This is a genomic window from Streptomyces sp. LARHCF249, from assembly GCF_052871255.1.
The window spans coordinates 382,386-401,738 of sequence record NZ_JBIXJQ010000002.1 but is presented as its reverse complement, the minus strand read 5'-3'; the positions used below and the strand labels follow the sequence as shown (position 1 = coordinate 401,738).

14 protein-coding genes, 2 tRNA genes and 1 pseudogene are annotated in these 19,353 nt (G+C 72.4%); 2 read left to right on the top strand and 15 right to left on the bottom strand.

Annotated features, from left to right (window positions below; translation table 11 throughout):
- Positions 1-92: 92 nt before the first annotated feature.
- The gene (locus tag ACIPUC_RS06625) at positions 93-1,982 is read right to left on the bottom strand and encodes an AMP-dependent synthetase/ligase (RefSeq protein WP_446587093.1); all 1,890 of its coding nucleotides are present in this window, start codon (positions 1,980-1,982) and stop codon (positions 93-95) included.
- A 238-nt stretch (positions 1,983-2,220) separates the two neighbouring features.
- A complete protein-coding gene (gene lepA / locus ACIPUC_RS06620) occupies positions 2,221-4,086 on the bottom strand; it encodes a translation elongation factor 4 (protein ID WP_446587092.1) in 1,866 nt (621 codons plus the stop codon).
- Between the two features lie 198 nt (positions 4,087-4,284).
- Here lepA and rpsT point away from each other — a divergent pair, with 198 nt between their 5' ends.
- The gene (gene rpsT / locus ACIPUC_RS06615) at positions 4,285-4,551 is read left to right on the top strand and encodes a 30S ribosomal protein S20 (protein WP_052871690.1); all 267 of its coding nucleotides are present in this window, start codon (positions 4,285-4,287) and stop codon (positions 4,549-4,551) included.
- A 189-nt stretch (positions 4,552-4,740) separates the two neighbouring features.
- On the opposite strand, the gene holA is transcribed toward rpsT, so the two are convergent.
- Complete coding sequence (gene holA / locus ACIPUC_RS06610) at positions 4,741-5,733, bottom strand: DNA polymerase III subunit delta (protein ID WP_446587091.1); 993 nt, start codon at positions 5,731-5,733, stop codon at positions 4,741-4,743.
- 76 nt (positions 5,734-5,809) lie between these two features.
- Between holA and ACIPUC_RS06605 the strand changes: the two genes are divergently transcribed.
- Positions 5,810-6,052, top strand: a complete 243-nt coding sequence (locus tag ACIPUC_RS06605; RefSeq protein WP_446587090.1) for a hypothetical protein — start codon at positions 5,810-5,812, stop codon at positions 6,050-6,052.
- A 14-nt stretch (positions 6,053-6,066) separates the two neighbouring features.
- Here ACIPUC_RS06605 and ACIPUC_RS06600 read toward each other — a convergent pair whose 3' ends face one another.
- The 12 genes and pseudogenes from ACIPUC_RS06600 to ACIPUC_RS06545 all read right to left on the bottom strand — a co-directional run bounded on the left by ACIPUC_RS06600 (position 6,067) and on the right by ACIPUC_RS06545 (position 19,353).
- Complete coding sequence (locus tag ACIPUC_RS06600; RefSeq protein ID WP_446587089.1) at positions 6,067-6,948, bottom strand: YceI family protein; 882 nt, start codon at positions 6,946-6,948, stop codon at positions 6,067-6,069.
- Positions 6,949-7,093: 145 nt separating this feature from the next.
- Positions 7,094-9,508 (bottom strand): annotated as a pseudogene (locus tag ACIPUC_RS06595) (ComEC/Rec2 family competence protein); the annotation flags it as partial.
- Positions 9,505-10,398 carry a helix-hairpin-helix domain-containing protein gene (locus ACIPUC_RS06590; protein ID WP_446587088.1) on the bottom strand — a complete coding sequence of 298 codons (894 nt, stop codon included), beginning with the start codon at positions 10,396-10,398 and terminating at the stop codon, positions 9,505-9,507. The gene ACIPUC_RS06590 and the pseudogene ACIPUC_RS06595, both read right to left, overlap by 4 nt.
- 110 nt (positions 10,399-10,508) lie before the next feature.
- The gene (locus tag ACIPUC_RS06585) at positions 10,509-11,354 is read right to left on the bottom strand and encodes a DegV family protein (RefSeq protein ID WP_446587087.1); all 846 of its coding nucleotides are present in this window, start codon (positions 11,352-11,354) and stop codon (positions 10,509-10,511) included.
- A gap of 98 nt (positions 11,355-11,452) precedes the next feature.
- A complete protein-coding gene (locus ACIPUC_RS06580; protein ID WP_446587086.1) occupies positions 11,453-12,139 on the bottom strand; it encodes a hypothetical protein in 687 nt (228 codons plus the stop codon).
- Positions 12,140-12,261: 122 nt separating this feature from the next.
- A complete protein-coding gene (gene leuS / locus ACIPUC_RS06575; RefSeq protein ID WP_446587085.1) occupies positions 12,262-15,132 on the bottom strand; it encodes a leucine--tRNA ligase in 2,871 nt (956 codons plus the stop codon).
- Between the two features lie 534 nt (positions 15,133-15,666).
- A tRNA-Ala gene (locus ACIPUC_RS06570) sits at positions 15,667-15,739 on the bottom strand.
- Positions 15,740-15,869: 130 nt separating this feature from the next.
- Positions 15,870-16,103 carry a hypothetical protein gene (locus tag ACIPUC_RS06565; protein WP_008738908.1) on the bottom strand — a complete coding sequence of 78 codons (234 nt, stop codon included), beginning with the start codon at positions 16,101-16,103 and terminating at the stop codon, positions 15,870-15,872.
- Positions 16,104-16,246: 143 nt separating this feature from the next.
- A tRNA-Ala gene (locus ACIPUC_RS06560) sits at positions 16,247-16,319 on the bottom strand.
- 122 nt (positions 16,320-16,441) lie between these two features.
- On the bottom strand, positions 16,442-17,098 hold the full coding sequence (locus ACIPUC_RS06555) for a histidine phosphatase family protein (protein ID WP_446587636.1): 657 nt from the start codon (positions 17,096-17,098) through the stop codon (positions 16,442-16,444).
- Positions 17,095-17,541, bottom strand: coding sequence for a ribosome silencing factor (gene rsfS / locus ACIPUC_RS06550; protein ID WP_362396666.1), 447 nt, complete (start codon positions 17,539-17,541; stop codon positions 17,095-17,097). The genes ACIPUC_RS06555 and rsfS overlap by 4 nt, the downstream gene beginning before the upstream one ends.
- Before the next feature lie 129 nt (positions 17,542-17,670).
- Positions 17,671-19,353 carry an LCP family protein gene (locus tag ACIPUC_RS06545; RefSeq protein ID WP_446587084.1) on the bottom strand — a complete coding sequence of 561 codons (1,683 nt, stop codon included), beginning with the start codon at positions 19,351-19,353 and terminating at the stop codon, positions 17,671-17,673.

Genomic DNA, 19,353 nt, shown 5'->3' with positions numbered 1-19,353 from the left:
TCCCGCACCCGCCGGCAACCCGGCCCCGCCCGGAAGGGGCGGGGTACGCGGGGCGGCCCGGCCGCCCCGCGCAGCCGCGCCCGCGGCAGGCGTCAGGCTTCGCGCGCGCCCTCGTACATCTCGTCGATCAGGTGCTTGAACTCACGCTCGACGACCGGGCGCTTCAGCTTGAGGCTGGGCGTGAGGTCGCCGTGCTCGACGTCGAGGTCGCGCGGCAGGATCCGGAACTTCTTGACCGTCTGCCACCGCTGGAGGCCCTCGTTGAGGGTCTGGACGTAGGTCTCGATCAGGCGGTTGGTCTCCGGCGCGGCCAGGACCTGCCCGTACGTCTTGCCCTCCAGCCCGTTCTCGGCCGCCCAGCCCATGATCGACGGCTCGTCGAGCGCGATCAGGGCGGAGCAGAAGTTCCGGTCGGCGCCGTGCACGACGATGGTCGACACGTACGGGCAGATCGCCTTGAACTGGCCCTCGACCTCGGCCGGGGCGACGTACTTGCCGCCCGAGGTCTTGATCAGGTCCTTCTTGCGGTCGGTGATGCGCAGGTAGCCGTCGGCCGAGAGCTCGCCGATGTCGCCCGTGTGCAGCCAGCCGTCGGACTCCAGCACCTCGGCCGTCTTCTCGGGCTGGCCGTGGTAGCCCTGCATGATGCCGGGGCCGCGCAGCAGGACCTCGCCGTCGTCGGCGATGCGGACCTCGGTGCCGGGGAGCGGCTTGCCGACGGTGCCGGTGCGGTAGGCCTCGCCCGGGTTGACGAAGGAGGCGGCGCTGGACTCGGTCAGGCCGTAGCCCTCGAGGATGTGGATGCCGGCGCCGGAGAAGAAGTAGCCGATGTCGGGCGCGAGGGCGGAGGCGCCGGAGACGGCGGCGCGCAGGTTGCCGCCGAAGGCCTCGCGGAGCTTGGAGAAGACGAGCGTGTCGGCGATCTTGTGCTTGGTGGCGAGGCCGAAGGGGGCGGTCGCCTGACCGGTGCGGCGGAAGTTGTCCTGGGTGACCTTGGCGTACTCGCGGGCCACGCCGACCGACCACTGGAAGATCTTGTACTTGGCCCCGCCGCCGGCCCGGGCCTTGGCGGCGACGCCGTTGTAGACCTTCTCGAAGATGCGCGGGACGGCCGCCATGTACGTCGGCTGCACGACCGGCAGGTTCTCGATGATCTTGTCGATGCGGCCGTCGACGGCGGTCACGTGGCCGACCTCGATCTGCCCGGAGGTCAGCACCTTGCCGAAGACGTGGGCCAGCGGCAGCCACAGGTACTGGACGTCGTCCTTGGTGATCAGGCCGGTGGCGACGGTGGCCTTGGCCATGTACGACCAGTTGTCGTGCAGCAGCCGGACGCCCTTGGGGCGGCCGGTGGTGCCGGAGGTGTAGATGAGGGTGGCGAGCTGGTCGGCGGTGATGGCCGAGATCCGCTCCTTGACCGCCTCCGGGTGCTTGGCGAGGTACTCCTTGCCGCGCGCCTCCAGATCGGCGAGCGAGAGCACCCAGCCCTCGGGGTCTCCCTCGGCGGCGACCGCGTCGGCGGTCTCCACGACCACCACGTGGGCGAGGTTCGGCAGGTCGGCGCGGCGCTCGCGCGCCTTGGCCAGCTGCTTGCCGTCCTCGGCGATGAGCACCCGGCTCTCGGAGTCCGCCAGGATGTACGCCGACTCCTCGGCGTTCGTGCTGGGGTAGATGGTGGTGACCGCGCCGCCGGCGCACATCACGCCGAGGTCGGCGAGGATCCACTCGACCCGGGTGTTGGAGGCGAGCGCGACCCGCTGCTCCGGCCCCAGGCCGAGGTCGACCAGCCCGGCGGCGATGGCGAAGACCCGCTCGGCCGCCTGGCCCCAGCTCAGCGACTTCCAGTCGTCGGGGCCCTGGCCGCCGGCCGCGGGCACGGGGTACCGGTACGCCTCCGCATGCGGCGTGGCGGCCACGCGCTCAAGGAAGAGGGCCGCCACCGAGGGCGGGCGGTTCTCGATCAAGGTCTGTGTGTCGCTCACGACATCCTCCGGACCGGACCACGCGGCAGTGCGTGGGCGTGGGGCGCTTGGGGGGGCGCATCGGGACAGGCGGGGTTTGAGACGTAACCAGCAGGTGACTGGCGAGTAACCATCGAGCAGTGATCAGACTAGAGGCCGTCCGCCGCCTGCGTAAGAGCCCGCAAGCGGCCGGTTCATAACGAAAGAGGCCCTCACGCCGGAGCGTGAGGGCCTGCTTCCGCAGCGGTCGCGGGCGCCGCTACTTCTTCTTGCCGCCCGACTCGTCGCTGGAGAGGACGGCGATGAAGGCCTCCTGCGGGACCTCCACGGAGCCGACCATCTTCATCCGCTTCTTGCCTTCCTTCTGCTTCTCCAGCAGCTTCCGCTTACGGGAGATGTCACCGCCGTAGCACTTGGCGAGCACGTCCTTGCGGATGGCGCGAATGGTCTCGCGGGCGATGACGCGGGAGCCGATAGCGGCCTGGATCGGCACCTCGAAGGCCTGCCGCGGGATGAGCTCGCGCAGCTTGGCGACGAGGCGCACGCCGTAGGCGTAGGCGGCGTCCTTGTGCGTGACGGCGGAGAAGGCGTCGACCTTGTCGCCGTGCAGCAGGATGTCGACCTTGACCAGGCTGCCGGACTGCTCGCCGGTGGGCTCGTAGTCGAGGGAGGCGTAACCCCGCGTCTTGGACTTCAGCTGGTCGAAGAAGTCGAAGACGATCTCCGCGAGCGGGAGGGTGTAGCGGATCTCGACCCGGTCCTCGGAGAGGTAGTCCATGCCGAGCAGGGTGCCGCGGCGGGTCTGGCAGAGCTCCATGATCGCGCCGATGAACTCGCTGGGGGCGAGGATCGTGGCCCGCACGACCGGCTCGAACACGTCCGAGATCTTGCCCTCGGGGAACTCGCTCGGGTTGGTGACGGTGACTTCCTTGCCGTCCTCCAGGACCACCCGGTAGACCACGTTGGGCGCGGTGGCGATCAGGTCGAGGCCGAACTCGCGCTCCAGGCGCTCGCGGACCACGTCCAGGTGGAGCAGGCCGAGGAAGCCGACGCGGAAGCCGAAGCCGAGCGCCGCCGAGGTCTCCGGCTCGTATACGAGCGCGGCGTCGTTGAGCTGCAGCTTGTCCAGGGCCTCGCGCAGGTCCGGGTAGTCCGAGCCGTCGAGCGGGTACAGACCCGAGAAGACCATCGGCCGCGGGTCCTTGTAGCCGCCGAGGGCCTCGGTCGCGCCGTGGTGCAGGCTGGTGATGGTGTCACCGACCTTGGACTGACGCACGTCCTTCACGCCGGTGATGATGTAGCCCACCTCGCCGACGCCGATGCCGTCGGCCGGGGTCATCTCCGGGGAGGAGACACCGATCTCCAGCAGCTCGTGGGTGGCGCCGGTGGACATCATCCGGATGCGCTCGCGCTTGTTGAGCTGGCCGTCGACCACACGGACGTAGGTGACCACGCCGCGGTACGAGTCGTAGACCGAGTCGAAGATCATGGCGCGGGCCGGGGCGTCCTTGACGCCGACCGGGGCCGGAACCGTGGCGACGACCTTGTCGAGCAGCGCTTCCACGCCCAGACCGGTCTTCGCGGAGACCCGCAGGACGTCCTCGGGCTGGCAGCCGACCAGGTTCGCGAGCTCCTCCGCGAACTTCTCCGGCTGGGCGGCCGGCAGGTCGATCTTGTTCAGCACCGGGACGATCGCGAGGTCGTTCTCCATCGCCAGGTACAGGTTGGCGAGGGTCTGCGCCTCGATGCCCTGCGCGGCGTCCACCAGCAGGACCGTGCCCTCGCACGCGGCGAGGGAGCGCGAGACCTCGTACGTGAAGTCGACGTGCCCGGGGGTGTCGATCATGTTGAGGATGTGGGTGCTGCCCTGACCCTCACCGGTGGTGGGCGCCCAGGGCAGTCGGACCGCCTGGGACTTGATCGTGATGCCGCGCTCACGCTCGATGTCCATGCGGTCGAGGTACTGGGCGCGCATCTGCCGCTGGTCGACCACACCGGTGAGCTGGAGCATCCGGTCGGCAAGGGTCGACTTGCCGTGGTCGATGTGCGCGATGATGCAGAAATTGCGGATCAGCGCCGGGTCGGTACGGCTCGGCTCGGGCACGTGGCTGGGGATCGCGGGCACGCAGTGTCCTGATTCTCGGTCGCAGTCGGAACTCGGAACGAAGTCTGAGTCCTCCCATGGTCCCATGGACGGGGCAGTGCGCTCGGTTTGGGCCGCCAGGAGCGTGCCTGGTAGCCTGGGCAGCTGTGTCTCGTATGCCCTCTCAGCTGTCGAGGCACAATCCGAAGAACAAAACTCTGAACCTGAAAAGGCTCTTTCGTGGCGAACATCAAGTCCCAGATCAAGCGGAACAAGACGAACGAGAAGGCGCGCCTGCGCAACAAGGCCGTCAAGTCCTCGCTCAAGACCGCGATCCGCAAGGCCCGCGAGGCCGTCGTCGCCGGTGACGTCGAGAAGGCCACCGTGGCTTCTCGCGCCGCCGCGCGTGCGCTCGACAAGGCTGTCTCGAAGGGTGTCATCCACAAGAACGCCGCCGCCAACAAGAAGTCGGCGCTGGCCTCCAAGGTTGCCTCCCTGCAGGGCTGAGCTCTCGATGTAAATCGCCGGTAAGGACCCAGCGGGCCCTCTCTTCCGCTCCTTCACCGGCACACCGCGCCGCACGCGGCCTGCGTTCGCCACGCGGGTGCGGCGCAACCCAAGCAGTACAGCGGTAACCGAAGGCCCCGGCCTCCGCCCTTCCCCAGGGCGGCGGCCGGGGCCTTCGCGTGTCGGCTGTCAGCGGCGCTGGGGGCGGGCCGCGCGGGCCACGGCCACGACCGCCTTCTCCAGCGCGTACTCGGGATCGTCGCCGCCGCCCTTGACCCCCGCGTCGGCGGCGGCCACGGCGCGCAGGGCGTCCGCGACGCCGTCCGCCGACCAGCCGCGCATCTGCTGGCGGACCCGGTCGATCTTCCAGGGCGGCATTCCCAGGTCCCGGGCGAGGTCGCCGGGGCGGGCCCCGCGCGGGGCGGAGGCCAGCTTCCCGATCGCCCGCACGGCCTGGGCCAGGGCGCTGGTGATCAGGACCGGCGCCACCCCGGTGGACAAGGACCAGCGCAGGGCTTCGAGAGCCTCCGCCGCACGCCCTTCGACCGCCCGGTCGGCGACGGTGAAGCTGGAGGCCTCGGCCCGGCCCGTGTAGTAGCGGCCGACCACGGCCTCGTCGATGGTGCCCTCGACGTCCGCGCACAGCTGCGCCGCCGCACTCGCCAGCTCCCGCAGGTCGCTGCCGATCGCGTCGACCAGGGTCTGGCACGCCTCCGGCGTGGCCGACCGGCCCAGCGTGCGGAATTCGCCCCGTACGAAGGCCAGCCGGTCCGCCGGCTTCGTCATCTTCGGGCAGGCGACCTCCCGGGCGCCCGCCTTGCGCGCCGCGTCCAGCAGGCCCTTGCCCTTGGCCCCGCCCGCGTGGAGGAGGACGAGGCTGATCTCCTCGTAGGGCGCCTCGAGGTACGCCTTCACCTCCTTGACGGTGTCGGCGGACAGGTCCTGGGCGCCGCGCACGATCAGGACCTTGCGCTCGGAGAAGAGCGACGGACTGGTCAGCTCGGCCAGCGTGCCGGGCTGGAGCTGCTCGGAGGCGAGGTCGCGGACGTCCGTGTCGGCGTCGGCGGCGCGGGCGGCCGCGACCACCTCCCGTACGGCGCGGTCGAGCAGCAGGTCCTCCTGCCCCACCGCGAGGGTGAGCGGGGCAAGCGGATCGTCGGTGGAGTTCTTCCTGGTGGCCATCGGCTCCAGCATCCCACGCCGTACTGACAGTCCCCGGCCCCGCGGCCCCCCTGACCCGATACGTGAGAATGGTCGCGTGAACGTGCGCCATGTACTCGTCCTGCCCGACCGCGACGCCGCCGAGGAGGTGGCGCAGGAAGCCGTCGACCGCTTCGGCCTCCCGGAGGAACCCCAGCTGCTGCGCGACGCCCTGGCCGGTGAGGACGACGCCGAGGACGCCCAGTGGCTGGTGGTCGTCGAGGACCCGCGGGAACGGCTCGACACCGCCGTACTGGACGCCCTCGCCGCCGAGTACGAGGGCTGGCTGGAGGCCCCGTAGGAGTCCCGCCGGGCTCAGGCCTTGTGGACGATCTGCACGTCCAGCGTCACTTCCACGCTCGAACCGATCGCCGCGATGCCGTGCGCCAGCACCGACTGCCAGTTCAAGGCGAAGTCCTCGCGGTGCAGTTCGGTGGTGGCCCGGCAGGCGGCGCGCGGCTCGCCCTCCAGGCCGGTGCCCAGACCCAGGTACTGGGTGTCCAGGGTGACGGAACGGCCGACCCCGTGGAGGGTGAGGGCGCCCGCGACGGTCCAGCGGCTGCCGCTGCGGTGGATGAACCGCTCGCTGTAGAACTCCACCGTCGGGTGCCGGGCCGCGTCCAGGAAGTCGGCGGATCTCAGGTGGTCGTCGCGCAGCCGCAACCCGGTATCGATGCTCGCCGCGTCGATGATCACGTGCATGGAGGAGTCCTCCATGCGGTCCGCTATCCGTACCGCGCCGGCGAACGTGTTGAACCGGCCGCCGATCCGGGCGAAGCCGATGTGCCGGGCCGTGAACGCGATCGACGAGTGCGCCGGGTCGAGCTCCCAGTGGCCGGGCTGCGGCAGCAGCGGCGGCTCCACCGCGTCGAGGACGATCTCCCCGGTTCCGGGCTGCGCCGGGTCCCCCACCAGCGTCGCCCCGTGGAACGGCGCGTACCCCTCGGCGGTGACCGAGAGCCGGTACTCCCCCTCCGGCACGACCGCCGTGAACCCGCCGTACGGATCGGTCACGCCGCTGACGATCCGGCGCCCGATCGGATCGGTCACCTCGAACGCGGCCTGTCTGACCGGCCGGTGGACGGTGTCGAGAACCCGGCAGTTGAGCAGACCTGCCGTCGGTGGCAGGGTCAGTGTCGCGGATGTGTGCGGGCCGGAACTTCCGGCCGTCTCCATCCCCCGTCGGCGTCCGAACATGGCTGGTGCACCCCCGTGCTGTGTGGACTTGGACCGCTCTGGCGAAGACGCATTCGATCATGCTGTCGGGTTGTGGGCAAACAGAATGACCGCGCCCGGAATGCCCGTGTCGCCCACGTCGCCCACGTCGGCGGCCCGCCGGGAACACCCGCATCCCCGAGCCGGCGCCGGACACGGCGATCGACCCGTCGGTGTCGGTACGCAGTACGGCCGCCCCCGAGGCCCGCAGCCGGGCGAGCGTACCCGGTGCGGGATGCCCGTAGCGATTGGCCGCGCCGACCGGGACGACGGCGAGCCGGGGCCGGATCCGCGCGTACAGCCCCGGGTCCTGGTGCGCGGAGCCGTGGTGCGCGACCTTGACCACATCCACCGGGCCCAGCTGCGGATGGTCCCTCAAGAGGCCCTGCTGTGCGGGCGGTTCGAGGTCGCCGAGCAGGAGCAGGGTCAGCCCCGCGCGCCGGACCAGCAGGGCGACGCTCGCGTCGTTGGGACCCTCGGGCGGCGGCCCGGCCACCGGCGGCCACAGCACCTGCCATTCCAGCGGTCCGGCCCGCCGCCGCTCCCCCGCCGCGGCCCGTACGACGGGTACGCCCGCGGCGGCCGCGGTCCGGTGGACGAACTGCGCCTGCCCCGGCGGCTCTGCCAGCGCGGTGGTCTGAATCACACCCACCGACCGGCCCCGCAGCACACCGGACAGGCCTCGTACATGGTCGGCGTGAAAGTGCGTCAGCAGCAGCATCGGCACCCGGCGCACGCCCAACGCGCGCAGGCAGGCGTCCACCGGACCGGGATCCGGCCCGGCGTCCACCACCAGGGCCTCGCCCGGGCCGAGGGCGAGTACCGCGGCGTCCCCCTGCCCCACGGCGCACTGCACGTAGCTCCAGTCGGGCGGGGGCCAGCCGGTGAGCGTACGGGTGAGCTGCGGCGGCCGCAGCACGGCCAGGAGCAGCAGCACCGCCAGTGCCGGGCAGAGCCATCGCCGCCTGCCGAACCGGGCGCCGAGGAGCACGAGGGCCACGGTGGCGGCGGCCAGCAGCAGCCCGCCGGTGAGCCCGCCCGGCCAGGCCAGCTCGGCCCCCGGCAGCCGTGCCCCGGTACGGGCCACCTGGGCGATCCACCCGGCGGGCACCCCGGCGCACCAGGCGATCACCCGCGCGGCGGCCATCCACACGGGGGCCACGGCGAGCGCCGCGAAGCCGAGCACCGTCGCCGGACCGGCCGCCAGCTCGGCCAGCAGGTTGCACGGCACCGCCACGAGGCTGACCCGGGCGGAGAGCACCGCGACCACGGGCGCACACACCGCCTGGGCGGCCGCGGCCGCCCCCAGCGCCTCGGCGAACCGCGGCCGCATCCCCCGCCGCCGCAGCGCCTCGCTCCACCGGGGGGCGAGGGTGAGCAGGGCGCCCGTGGCCAGGACGGACAGCAGGAAGCCGTAACTGCGCGCCAGCCAGGGGTCGTAGAGGACCAGCAGCAGTACGGCGGCGCCCAGGGCCGGGATCAGGGACCTGCGCCGCCCGGTGGCGAGGGCCAGCAGGGTGACCGCCCCGCAGGCCGCGGCCCGCAGCACGCTCGGCTCCGGCCGGCACACCACCACGAACGCCAGCGTCAGGGCCGCCCCGCACAGGGCGGTGGCCCGCAGCGAGAGCCCGAGCCGGGGCGCCAGCCCGCGCCGCTCGGCCTGCTGCGCACGGGCGGGGGGCCCGATGAGCAGGAACAGCACCACGGTCAGGTTGGACCCGGACACGGCCAGCAGGTGCAGCAGGTCGGTGGCCTTGAACGCCGCCTGCAGATCGGGCGGCACCCTGGACGTGTCCCCGACGACCAGTCCCGGCAGCAGGGCCCTGGCATCCGGTGCGAGCCCCTCGGTGGCCTCGCGCAGCCCGGCCCGCAGCCGCCCGGCGAGCCGCTGCGCGGTGTCCGGGCCGCCGGTCACCGCGGGCGGGGTGTCGCCGGACGGGCGCAGCAGGGCCACGGCCCGCTCCCCGTCCCGCGCCGGGGCCAGCCGGGCGACGACCGCCACCCGGGTGGAGGGCAGCAGCCGGGCCCATCCCGGGTGCCCGGCCAGCACCCGCACCGGGGTCTCGACCCGGGTCCGCGCTCCGTCGGGCCCGGTCACCTCCGTCAGCACCGCGTCCAGCACCACCACCGGCGGCCCGCTCCCCCGGACGCTCCCGCTCCCGGCGACCCGCGGATCGGAACCGACGGTGAGTTCCGCCAGGACCCGGGCGTGCTCCCGGGCCAGCCCCACCACGGGCCCGGCCCGCGCCTCGGCCCGCTGGAGCCCCGCCACGCCGGCACCGGCGCAGGCGCACAGCAGGGCCGCGGCCAAGGCCGGGGCGGCCCTCCAGCGGGGCCCGGGGCTGCAACCTGCCAGGAGCAGCAGCCCCGCTCCGGCCACCCCCACGCCCACCACGACGGCGGTCGGTCCCGCGGGCGCGTCCAGGGCGAGGGCGGCCGCCGCCCAGGCTGCCAGGGCCGGCGCCACCAGGCGCAGGTCCGCCGGCGCCCTCGGCCCCGCCCCCGCTCCCGCCCCCGCCCCCGCGTCCTCGAGGCCGTTCACGGCCGCACCAGCGTGCGCAGGTCGGCGAAGCGCCGCTCGCCGATGCCGTTGACCTGCCGCAGCTCCTCCACGGAGCGGAAGCCCCCGCGGGCGGTGCGGAAGTCGACGATGTGCTGCGCCAGCACCGGCCCGACGCCCGGCAGCCCGTCCAGCTGCTCGACCGTGGCCGAGCCGAGGCTGAGCGGTCCCGGACCCGGCCCGGACCCGCTGCCGCCCGGTGGAGGCTGCCCGGGGACTCCCACCAGCACCTGCTCGCCGTCCACCAGCACCCGGGCCCGGTTCAGCCCGGTGGTGTCCGTACCGGGCCGCACACCGCCCGCGGCGGCCAGCGCGTCCTCGACGCGTGAACCGGCGGGCAGCCTCCGCACGCCCGGCTCCCGGACCTTGCCGCCGATGTCGACGACGATCCGCGCGGCGCCTCCCGCCAGGGCCGGCGCCGTGGCGGCTGCCGGGGCCGCCGGGGCGATCACCGCGGGCGCGGTCACCGGCCGCGGCCGGGCGGACCAGAACTGCTGCGCGGCGAAGCCGACGGCGACGGCGAGCACGACCCCGACCGCGGCCACCGTGCGCGGCTCCACCCCGCAGCGGGTCTGGAACCACACCGGCAGCCGCTCCCGCAGCGCCAGCCTGCGCGCGACATCGGGAGACAGCCCGGCCGCCTCCTCGGGCGCGGGCCCTGGCTCCGCCTCGGGCCGGGGCGGCGGCGGACTGCTGCCGCCCAGCAGGGCTTCGGCCCGGCGGCGCACGGCCTCCGGTTCCGCGTGCGGGGTCCGGCGGCCACGGCGGGCGCCCTGGCCGCGGCGGTGTCGCAGACGGCCGTCGGAGAGACGGGACCGGCCCGGGCCGCTGGTGGCGCCCGACGGATGCGAAGTACGCGTTCGAAGAGTCATGCCACGACGGTAGGGACGAATCCGTCCCCTCGTTCGGAGCCCTCAATTCCGGTGGACAGCGGCCCCGTTGTGGATATCCGGGCCACCCGTTCCGGTGAACCGGCCGGTCCTCAGCGCGGCGAGACGACCGCCGCCAGCAGCCCCGGCCCCGTGTGTGCGCCGATGACCGCACCGACCTCGCTGACGTGCAGTTCGACCAGCCCGGGAATGCGTTCGCGCAGCCGCTGGGCGAGTTTCTCGGCCCGCTCCGGCGCCGCCAGGTGGTGCACCGCGACATCGACGCTGCCGGCTCCGGCGCGCTCCACGGCCAGCTCCTCCAGGCGGGCGATGGCCTTGGAGGCCGTACGCACCTTCTCCAGCATCTCGATCCGCCCGCCGTCCAGCGTCAGCAGGGGCTTCACGGCCAGCGCCGAGCCGAGGAGGGCCTGGGCGGCCCCGATCCGCCCGCCGCGGCGGAGGTAGTCGAGGGTGTCGACGTAGAAGTACGCGGACATGTCCGCGGCCCGCTTCTCGGCGGCGGCCACCGCCTCGTCGGCGGAGCCGCCCGCCTCGGCCACCTCGGCGGCGGCGAGCGCGCAGAAGCCGAGGGCCATCGCGACCATGCCGGTGTCCACGACGCGGACGGGCACCGGCGCGGTCCGCGCGGCGACCACGGCGGCGTCGTAGGTGCCGGAGAACTCGGCGGACAGGTGCAGGCTGACGATGCCGGTGGCACCGGCCTCCGCGGCCGCCCGGTAGGCCCGGACGAACTCCTCCGGGCTGGGCCGGGAGGTTGTGACCGAGCGGCGCTTCTGCAGCGCCAGGGCGAGGCTGCGCGCCGAGATCTCGGTTCCCTCCTCCAGGGCCTCGCCGCCGAGTACCACGGTGAGCGGGACGGAGGTGATTCCGTGCCGCGCCATGGCCGGTTGGGGCAGGTAGGCCGTGGAATCGGTGACGATGGCGACATGGCGGGACATGAGCCGGAGGGTACCGCCCGTGGGGGTGGGTCGGCAGCCTGGGCCCCTCGTCGGGGCGTTCGCGCGCCCTGCGGGGCCAAGCGCCGGCGTGGCCGAACCTACGTCGTGGTCTCGGGCCGCCGGGCCTTCTCCCACGGGTACGGCGTCGCCGGAGCGGCCGGGTTCAAAGCCTCCTGCTGCGGCTCCGTCGCCTGCGCAGCGTCCCACGCCGCGGCCGCCGCCGCCAGGTCGTCCGCCGGCTCCCGCTGCCAGTCCCGCAGCGCCCCGGACTCCATCTCGATCCGCGCCGACAGGTCGGACAGGTCGTCCTCGGCGAAGCGCCGGGCCCGGTCCCGGGCCGCCCACCGCAGCGAGTCCGCAGACTCGACGATCTTGGCCGTGCGCTCCCGCAGCTCCGGAAGGCGCTCGGCGGTCCGCTGCCGGTCCGGCTCCTGCTCCAGCCGCTTGAGCTCCACGTCCAGCTCCTGGCCGTGCGCGCTCAGCCGCTCGAACAGTACGAGGGACTCCTTCAGCGAGGCGTCCACCCGAGCTCCCTCGGACAGCGCCTGCTGCGTGGCCCGCATCGACGTCCGCAGGTCCAGCCGCAGCTGCGCCAGCGCCCCCACCACACCCACCTGGCCGAAGCTCTTGGCCCGCAGGGCCGTGTCCTCCACCGTGCGCCGGGCCTGGACGACCGTGCGCTCCACGCCCCGCTTGGCCGCACCCACCGCCTTGACCGTGAGGTACGCGCCGAGGCCGACGACGGCCAGCAACATCAGCGCGAAGATGATCAACGCGGCCTCCATGGTGGCCCCTTTCCCCAGGCGTCAGCTCTTCCCCTCCACCGTAAACGCCACAGGCAGGCCAGGGGTTCCATTCGAACCCCCAACCTGCCCGTACGGGATGTCCCCCATGGCGGGGGGCAGCCTCAGATGACGATGTTCACCAGCTTCGGCGCGCGCACGATCACCTTGCGGATCTCGGCACCGCCCAGGGCCGCGACCACACCCGCATCGCCGACCGCCAGCTGCTCCAGCTCCGCGTCCGAGATCGTCGGCGGCACCTCCAGGCGCGCCTTGACCTTGCCCTTGACCTGCACCACGCACGTCACGGTCTCGTCCACGACGTACGCCGGGTCCGCGACCGGGAAGTCCTGGTGGACCACCGAGTCGCTGTGTCCCAGGCGGTGCCACAGCTCCTCCGCGATGTGCGGGGCCAGCGGCGCGACCAGCCGTACCAGCGCCTCGGCCACCGTGCGCTCCAGCGGACGGCCCGCCTTCGTCAGGGTGTTGTTCAGCTCGGTGATCTTCGCGATGGCGGTGTTGAAGCGCAGCCCCGCCATGTCCGCGCCGGCCCCGTCGATGGCCTTGTGCAGGGCGCGCAGCGTGTCCTCGCCGGGCTCCCCGTCCACGACGGTGACCCGGCCGGTCTCCTCGTCGACGATGTTGCGCCACAGGCGCTGCAGCAGCCGGTACTGGCCGACCACGGCCCGGGTGTCCCACGGCCGCGAGACGTCCAGCGGACCCATCGCCATCTCGTACAGGCGCAGGGTGTCCGCGCCGTACTCCTCGCAGATCTCGTCCGGCGTGACGGCGTTCTTCAGGGACTTGCCCATCTTGCCGTGCTCGCGCTTGACCTGCTTGCCCTCGTAGAAGTACCCCCCGTCGCGCTCCTCGACCTCGGCCGCCGGGACGTACACACCGCGCTCGTCGGTGTAGGCGTACGCCTGGATCATGCCCTGGTTGAACAGCTTGTGGAACGGCTCCGCCGACGACACGTGGCCCAGGTCGAACAGCACCTTCGACCAGAAGCGCGCGTACAGCAGGTGCAGCACCGCGTGCTCGGCGCCGCCCACGTACAGGTCGACACCGCCGTGCGGCGCGCCCTCGCGCGGGCCCATCCAGTACTGCTCGATCGCGGGGTCCACCAGCGCCGACCCGTTGTTCGGGTCCAGGTAGCGCAGCTCGTACCAGCAGGAACCGGCCCAGTTGGGCATGGTGTTGGTCTCGCGGCGGAAGGAGCGCACACCGCGCCCGTCGCCCAGGTCCAGCTCGACGTTGACCCAGGCCTCGTTGCGGGACAGCGGGGTCTCCGGCTTGGAGGCGGCGTCGTCCGGCTCGAAGGTGCGCGGCGAGTAGTCCTCGACCTCCGGCAGCTCCAGCGGCAGCATCGACTCGGGCAGCGGGTGCGCGACGCCGTCCTCGTCGTAGACGATCGGGAAGGGCTCGCCCCAGTAGCGCTGGCGGCTGAACAGCCAGTCGCGCAGCCGGAAGTTGACCGTGCCCTCGCCGATGCCGCGCCCGGCCAGCCAGTCGGTGATCGCGGCCTTGGCCTCGACCACGCCCAGGCCGTCCAGCGCGATGCCCTCGCCCGTGGAGTTGACCAGCTCGGCCTCGTACGAGACGAAGGCGTCGTCCCACTCGGCCGGGTCGGTGCCGCGGCCGTCGGTCGGCTTCACGACGCAGCGCATCGGCAGCTCGAAGGCCCGCGCGAACTCGAAGTCGCGGCCGTCGTGCGCCGGAACGGCCATGATCGCGCCGGTGCCGTAGCCCATCAGCACGTAGTCGGCGATGAAGACCGGGACCTTTTCGCCGCTGACCGGGTTGACCGCGTACTCACCGGTGAAGACGCCGGTCTTGTCCTTGGCCTCGGCCTGGCGCTCGACGTCGGACTTCGAGGCGGCCTGCTTGCGGTACGCGGTGACGGCGTCGGCCGGCGTGGCGTGTCCTCCGGTCCACACGTCGTGGGTGCCCTCGGGCCAGGCGGCCGGAATGAACTTCTCCACCAGCGGGTGCTCGGGCGCCAGCACCATGTAGGTGGCGCCGAACAGGGTGTCCGGGCGGGTGGTGAAGACGGTGATCGCCTCGTCGCCCAGCGGGAAGTCGACGCGCGCGCCCTCGCTGCGGCCGATCCAGTTCCGCTGCTGCAGCTTGATGGCCTCGGGCCAGTCCAGCGCGTCCAGGTCGTCCAGCAGCCGGTCCGCGTAGGCGGTGATCCGCATGTTCCACTGGCTCAGCTTGGCCTTGAAGACCGGGAAGTTGCCGCGCTCGGACCGGCCGTCCGCGGTGACCTCCTCGTTGGCCAGTACGGTGCCCAGGCCGGGGCACCAGTTGACGGGCGCGTCCGAGGCGTACGCCAGCCGGTACTCGTTCAGTACGTCGGCCCGCTCGCCCGCGGTCAGCGCCGCCCAGGCGCGGCCGCCGGGAACCTCGCGGGAGCCGCTTTCGAACGCGGCGACCAGCTCGGCGATCGGCCGGGCCTTCTGCGCGTCCGCGTCGTACCAGGAGTTGTAGATCTGCAGGAAGATCCACTGGGTCCACTTGTAGTAGTCCGGGTCGATCGTGGCGAAGGACCGGCGCTTGTCGTGGCCCAGGCCCAGCCGGCGCAGCTGGAGCTTCATGTTCTCGATGTTCGCCTCGGTCGACACGCGCGGGTGCGTGCCGGTCTGCACGGCGTACTGCTCGGCCGGCAGGCCGAAGGCGTCGAAGCCCAGGGTGTGCAGGACGTTGTGCCCGGTCATCCGCTGGTGGCGCGCGAAGACGTCGGTGGCGATGTACCCGAGCGGGTGGCCGACGTGCAGCCCCGCGCCGGACGGGTACGGGAACATGTCCATGATGAACTTCTTGGGCCGCGCGACCACGGCGGGGTCACCGGCCAGATCACCGGTCGGGTTCGGGGCCTCGTACGTGCCCTGCGCGTCCCAGGCGTCCTGCCAGCGTGCCTCGATGTCGGCGGCCATGGCAGCCGTGTAACGGTGCCCCTCGGCCGCCTCGGGGGCCGGGGTGTTCGTCTCGCTCATGATTCCTGAAGCTCCATCGATCGTCTCTGCCGTCTCTGCCTGCCCAAACGAAAAAACCCCTCGCACAGGAGGGGGCGCCGCGCCGATGCCGACCGTCTCGCAGGGGTCGGTACTGATCAGCGCGGCTCGGTAAGCAGAAGGCGTACGGCACGCATGGCGTCAGAGTACCGCAGCGGCCGCAGCCGCCGCCCGGACTGTCCGCGGCCCGGACGGCGCGGGCCGGCGGCGGGCGCCCGGGGCCCGGCGCGGCCCTGCGGGCGTGTCCTCCCTGCGGGAGCGACCTGGGCCTGGAGGCGATGCTCCAGCGCGAGCGGCAGGAACTGGCCCTGCGCCAGGAGCGCATGGCCCAGACCCGGGCCGCCCTGACCTGCTCGCCACCGAGTGGTTCCCGGCGACGCACAGCCGGTACAACGAGAAGCGGGGGGGGCGGGGCCGGGGGGCCCCCGCCGCGCAGGGGGGGGCCGGCGGCGGGGAGGACAGGGCACCCCCAACGTGATGCGGGCCCCCCGAGCCGGGTGGCCCGCTTCTTCACTGTGGAGCTAAGGAGAATTGAACTCCTGACCTCCTGCATGCCATGCAGGCGCTCTACCAACTGAGCTATAGCCCCTTGTCTTGCCTGCCGCCCGGCTTCCGTTTCCGGTTCCCCTTGGCGACGTCCCAAACATTACACGGTCATGGCCCTGGTCCAAAAATCGGTTTCCGTCGACCGCAGGCCATGCCCGGTTTGACCTATCTCGTCACGCTCTTGCGAACTGGTAGAACCGCTTGAGCGTGCAGTGCTCGTCGAGCAGCCGGCCGTAGATCGGCTCCCCCTCCAGCTCCCGGTACGTCTCGATCGGGTCGCCTTTTATGATCAGCGCCCGCGCGCATTCCTCGCACCAGTACTGGTAGTCGGGGTTGACCGGGTCCATGTCCCGCACGATCGGCGTGCCGTTGTTGCACCAGTCGCACCGGCGCCGGTGTGCACCCATCCGTCAGCGACTCCCTCCCGCATCGGGCCGTCGTCTCCCCCTCCGGCCGTCCGATTCTGCCATGCCGGTACGTGCCTGGTCAGCAATCGCAAAGGGTATAAAAGCAAGGATCCCGCCCCCTGTTGGGGACGGGATCCTGATTGTGGAGCTAAGGAGAATTGAACTCCTGACCTCCTGCATGCCATGCAGGCGCTCTACCAACTGAGCTATAGCCCCGCTCTCCGCCGCGCTCCCCCCGTCTCCGGTGTTCCGCGCTGCGAACAAGAAGAACTCTAGCCTGTGACCAGCCGGAAAGTGAAATCCGGGTGGAGGCCCCGCGGGGAGCGGTACGGAGCCGCTCAGTCGTCGTCGCCGAGCACCGGTTCCGGCAGCGTGCCGGCGTTGTGCTCCAGCAGACGCCAGCCGCGCGCGCCCTCGCCGAGGACGGACCAGCAGCAGTTGGAGAGCCCGCCCAGGCCCTCCCAGTAGTACGACTCCAGGCCCAGCAGGCGGCCGATGGTCGTACGGATGGTGCCGCCGTGGCTGACCACGACGAGGGTGCCGCCCTCCGGCAGCCGGCCGGCGTGCTCGAGCACCACCGGCGCGGCGCGGTCGGCGACCTCGGTCTCCAGCTCACCGCCGCCGCGGCGGACCGGCTCGCCGCGCTTCCACGCCGCGTACTGCTCGCCGTACTTCCCGAGGATCTCGTCGTGCGTCAGGCCCTGCCACTCGCCGGCGTACGTCTCGCGCAGCGCCGCGTCGTGCGTCACGGGCAGTCCCGTGACAGAGGCCAGCTCGGCTGCCGTGGCGGAGGCCCGCCGGAGGTCGGAGGCCACGATGGCGTGCGGCCTCAGCGAGGCGAGCAGCCGGGCGGAGCGGCGCGCCTGCGCCACTCCGGTCTCGGTCAGCTCGATGTCCGTGGAGCCCTGGAAGCGGCGCTCCAGGTTCCACGAGGTCTGACCGTGTCGCCAGAGGACGATCTTCCTGCCGGGCTTTCCCGTGGTGGCCGTGCTCAGAACAGATCACCGTCCAGCTCGTCGTCACCGGCCGCCTCGCGCAGCTTGGCGTGCTCCTCGGCCTTGCCGATGGTGAGCTTGGCGTCCTCGGGGAGCTCGATCTCGGGGCAGTCCTTCCACAGGCGCTCCAGCGCGTAGAAGACGCGCTCCTCGCTGTGCTGGACGTGGACGACGATGTCGATGTAGTCGAGCAGGATCCAGCGGGCGTCGCGGTCGCCCTCGCGGCGCACCGGCTTGGCGCCGAGCTCCTTGAGCAGGCGCTCCTCGATCTCGTCGACGATCGACTTGACCTGGCGGTCGTTGGGCGCCGAGGCGAGCAGGAAGGCGTCGGTGATCGACAGCACGTCGCTGACGTCGTACGCGATGATGTCGTGCGCGAGCCGGTCGGCCGCAGCCTGGGCGGCGGCGGTGATGAGCTCGATGGAGCGGTCCGTGGCGGTCACTGGCCATGCTTTCGGGTTGGCGGGCAGATCCTTACAAGGGTCTCATGTACCGCCGACACCGCCCGCGCGGAACGTCCCGCGCGGGCGAACCCCCATGTCAGGCCGGTGGCAGAGCCTCGGAGCCGTGGTTCAGGACGCCTTGTAGTCCTTGCCGAGGACCACCACGATGTCCGCGTTCACGGCGTTCTCGCCCTTCTTCACGGCCGTCTCGGGCAGCCCCAGCGTCTTGGCGACCTCGATCGCCCGGTCCTTCTGGGCGTCGTCCTGGTACGTGATCTGCGAGACGGCCGCCGTCTTGTCCGCCTTGCCGCCGTCCACGAAGTCGTAGCCGCCGTTCAGCAGCGCCGCCCTCGCCGCGACCTGCGTCTTCTCGTCGCCGGTGGCGTCCTTGAGGCCGACGCGCGCCGCGGCGCCGGGCTGCCCCGCGGCGACGGAGCCGCCGAGCACCTCCTTGACGACCTTCTTGGTGGCGTCGTCCGTCAGGGCGCCGTCGGGCTTCACCGCGAGCACGTCGGTGCGGTACGCGCCCACCTTGGCGTGCGCGCCGAGCCGCGACAGCAGGGCGCCGAGCGTCTGCGCGTTCAGGGCCGGGTCGAGGATCTGGCCCATGCTGTCGACCGTCACCGCGGCCGCCTTCGGGTCGCTCGGGACCTTGCGCAGGACCGCGTACAGCACCTTGCCCATGCGCTCGAGCTGCTTGGCCTCCGGTTCGCCCTGGGCCCGGTACGTGGCGTAGGCGACGGCCATCGGGCCGCTCAGGCTCTGCTTCTGGCCCTGGGCCACGGCCGGCGCCTTGACGGCGTCGTCGGCCGGGACGGCCGCGTCGGTGTCGACCTCGATGCCGCCGACCAGCTCGACGAGGTTCTCCAGGAAGGGCGTGTCCAGCCGCCAGGTGCCGCCGATGTGCGTGCCGAGCACCGAGTCGAGGGCCTCGCGGGTGCCGAGGCCGCCCCCTTCCACGGCCTTGCCGAGGCCCGTGGCGGTGCCGTCCGCGCCGGGGACGCCGAGGGTGTTGGGCAGCAGGACGGTGGCGCCCTGCTGGGTGGTGACGTTGTCGACGAGCAGCGCCGAGGAGGTGCCGCCCTTCTTGGTGTTGTGCACGTGCACGACGATCATGTCGCGCTTCTGCGGCCCGGCGTCGGCGGCCGCGGCGTTCTCCTTCTGCCCCGGACCGTCGAGGAAGGGCAGCTTGCCCGCGTACCAGAGGTAGCCGAGCCCGGCGACGACGAACACCGCGAGGACCACGATCAGCGCCACCACCCGGTTGCGGCCGCGGCGGCGGGCCTCTTCACGGCGCTCGGTCCGGCTCTCGGTGAACTTGAGCCAGTCGATGACGTCCTCGGAGTCCTCGTCCGGCTGGTCGATGAAGGCGAACATCTCGGTGCGGTAGTCCCGGCCCGCCTGGGACTCGGCGTCGGGCCGGCGCGGTTCGGGGACCTGCGGGGTCCGCTGCCGCTCGGGCTCGGGCGGGGACTGCGGCTGCGGCTCGGGGGCCGTCTGCTGCGGGATCCACTGCTGCGCCTGCTGGGTCTGCTGCGTGTCGTACCCGTAGGCGGGGGGCTGCTGGGCGTAGTCCTGGGCGGGCTGCGCGGGCTCCGCGTAGAACTGCTGCTGGGGCTGCTGGGCGTACCCCTGCTGCTGCGCCTGGTAGTCGTAGCCGTACTGCTGCTGTCCGTAGTCCTGGGCGGGCTGGGCGGGCTGCGCGGGCGCCTGGCCGTACACCGGCCTCCCGTACGCGTCGTAGCCGATGAGCTGCTGCTCGTGGGCTGCGTGCGGATCGTATCGGCCGTACTGATCCTGTCGGTCGTTCAC

Coding starts and splice junctions, on each gene's coding strand:
- holA (WP_446587091.1), bottom strand. CDS start 5,733: ATGGCCACCAGGAAGAACTCCACCGACGATCCGCTTGCCCCGCTCACC.
- ACIPUC_RS06600 (WP_446587089.1), bottom strand. CDS start 6,948: ATGTTCGGACGCCGACGGGGGATGGAGACGGCCGGAAGTTCCGGCCCG.
- ACIPUC_RS06590 (WP_446587088.1), bottom strand. CDS start 10,398: ATGACTCTTCGAACGCGTACTTCGCATCCGTCGGGCGCCACCAGCGGC.
- ACIPUC_RS06585 (WP_446587087.1), bottom strand. CDS start 11,354: ATGTCCCGCCATGTCGCCATCGTCACCGATTCCACGGCCTACCTGCCC.
- ACIPUC_RS06580 (WP_446587086.1), bottom strand. CDS start 12,139: ATGGAGGCCGCGTTGATCATCTTCGCGCTGATGTTGCTGGCCGTCGTC.
- leuS (WP_446587085.1), bottom strand. CDS start 15,132: ATGAGCGAGACGAACACCCCGGCCCCCGAGGCGGCCGAGGGGCACCGT.
- ACIPUC_RS06565 (WP_008738908.1), bottom strand. CDS start 16,103: ATGGGTGCACACCGGCGCCGGTGCGACTGGTGCAACAACGGCACGCCG.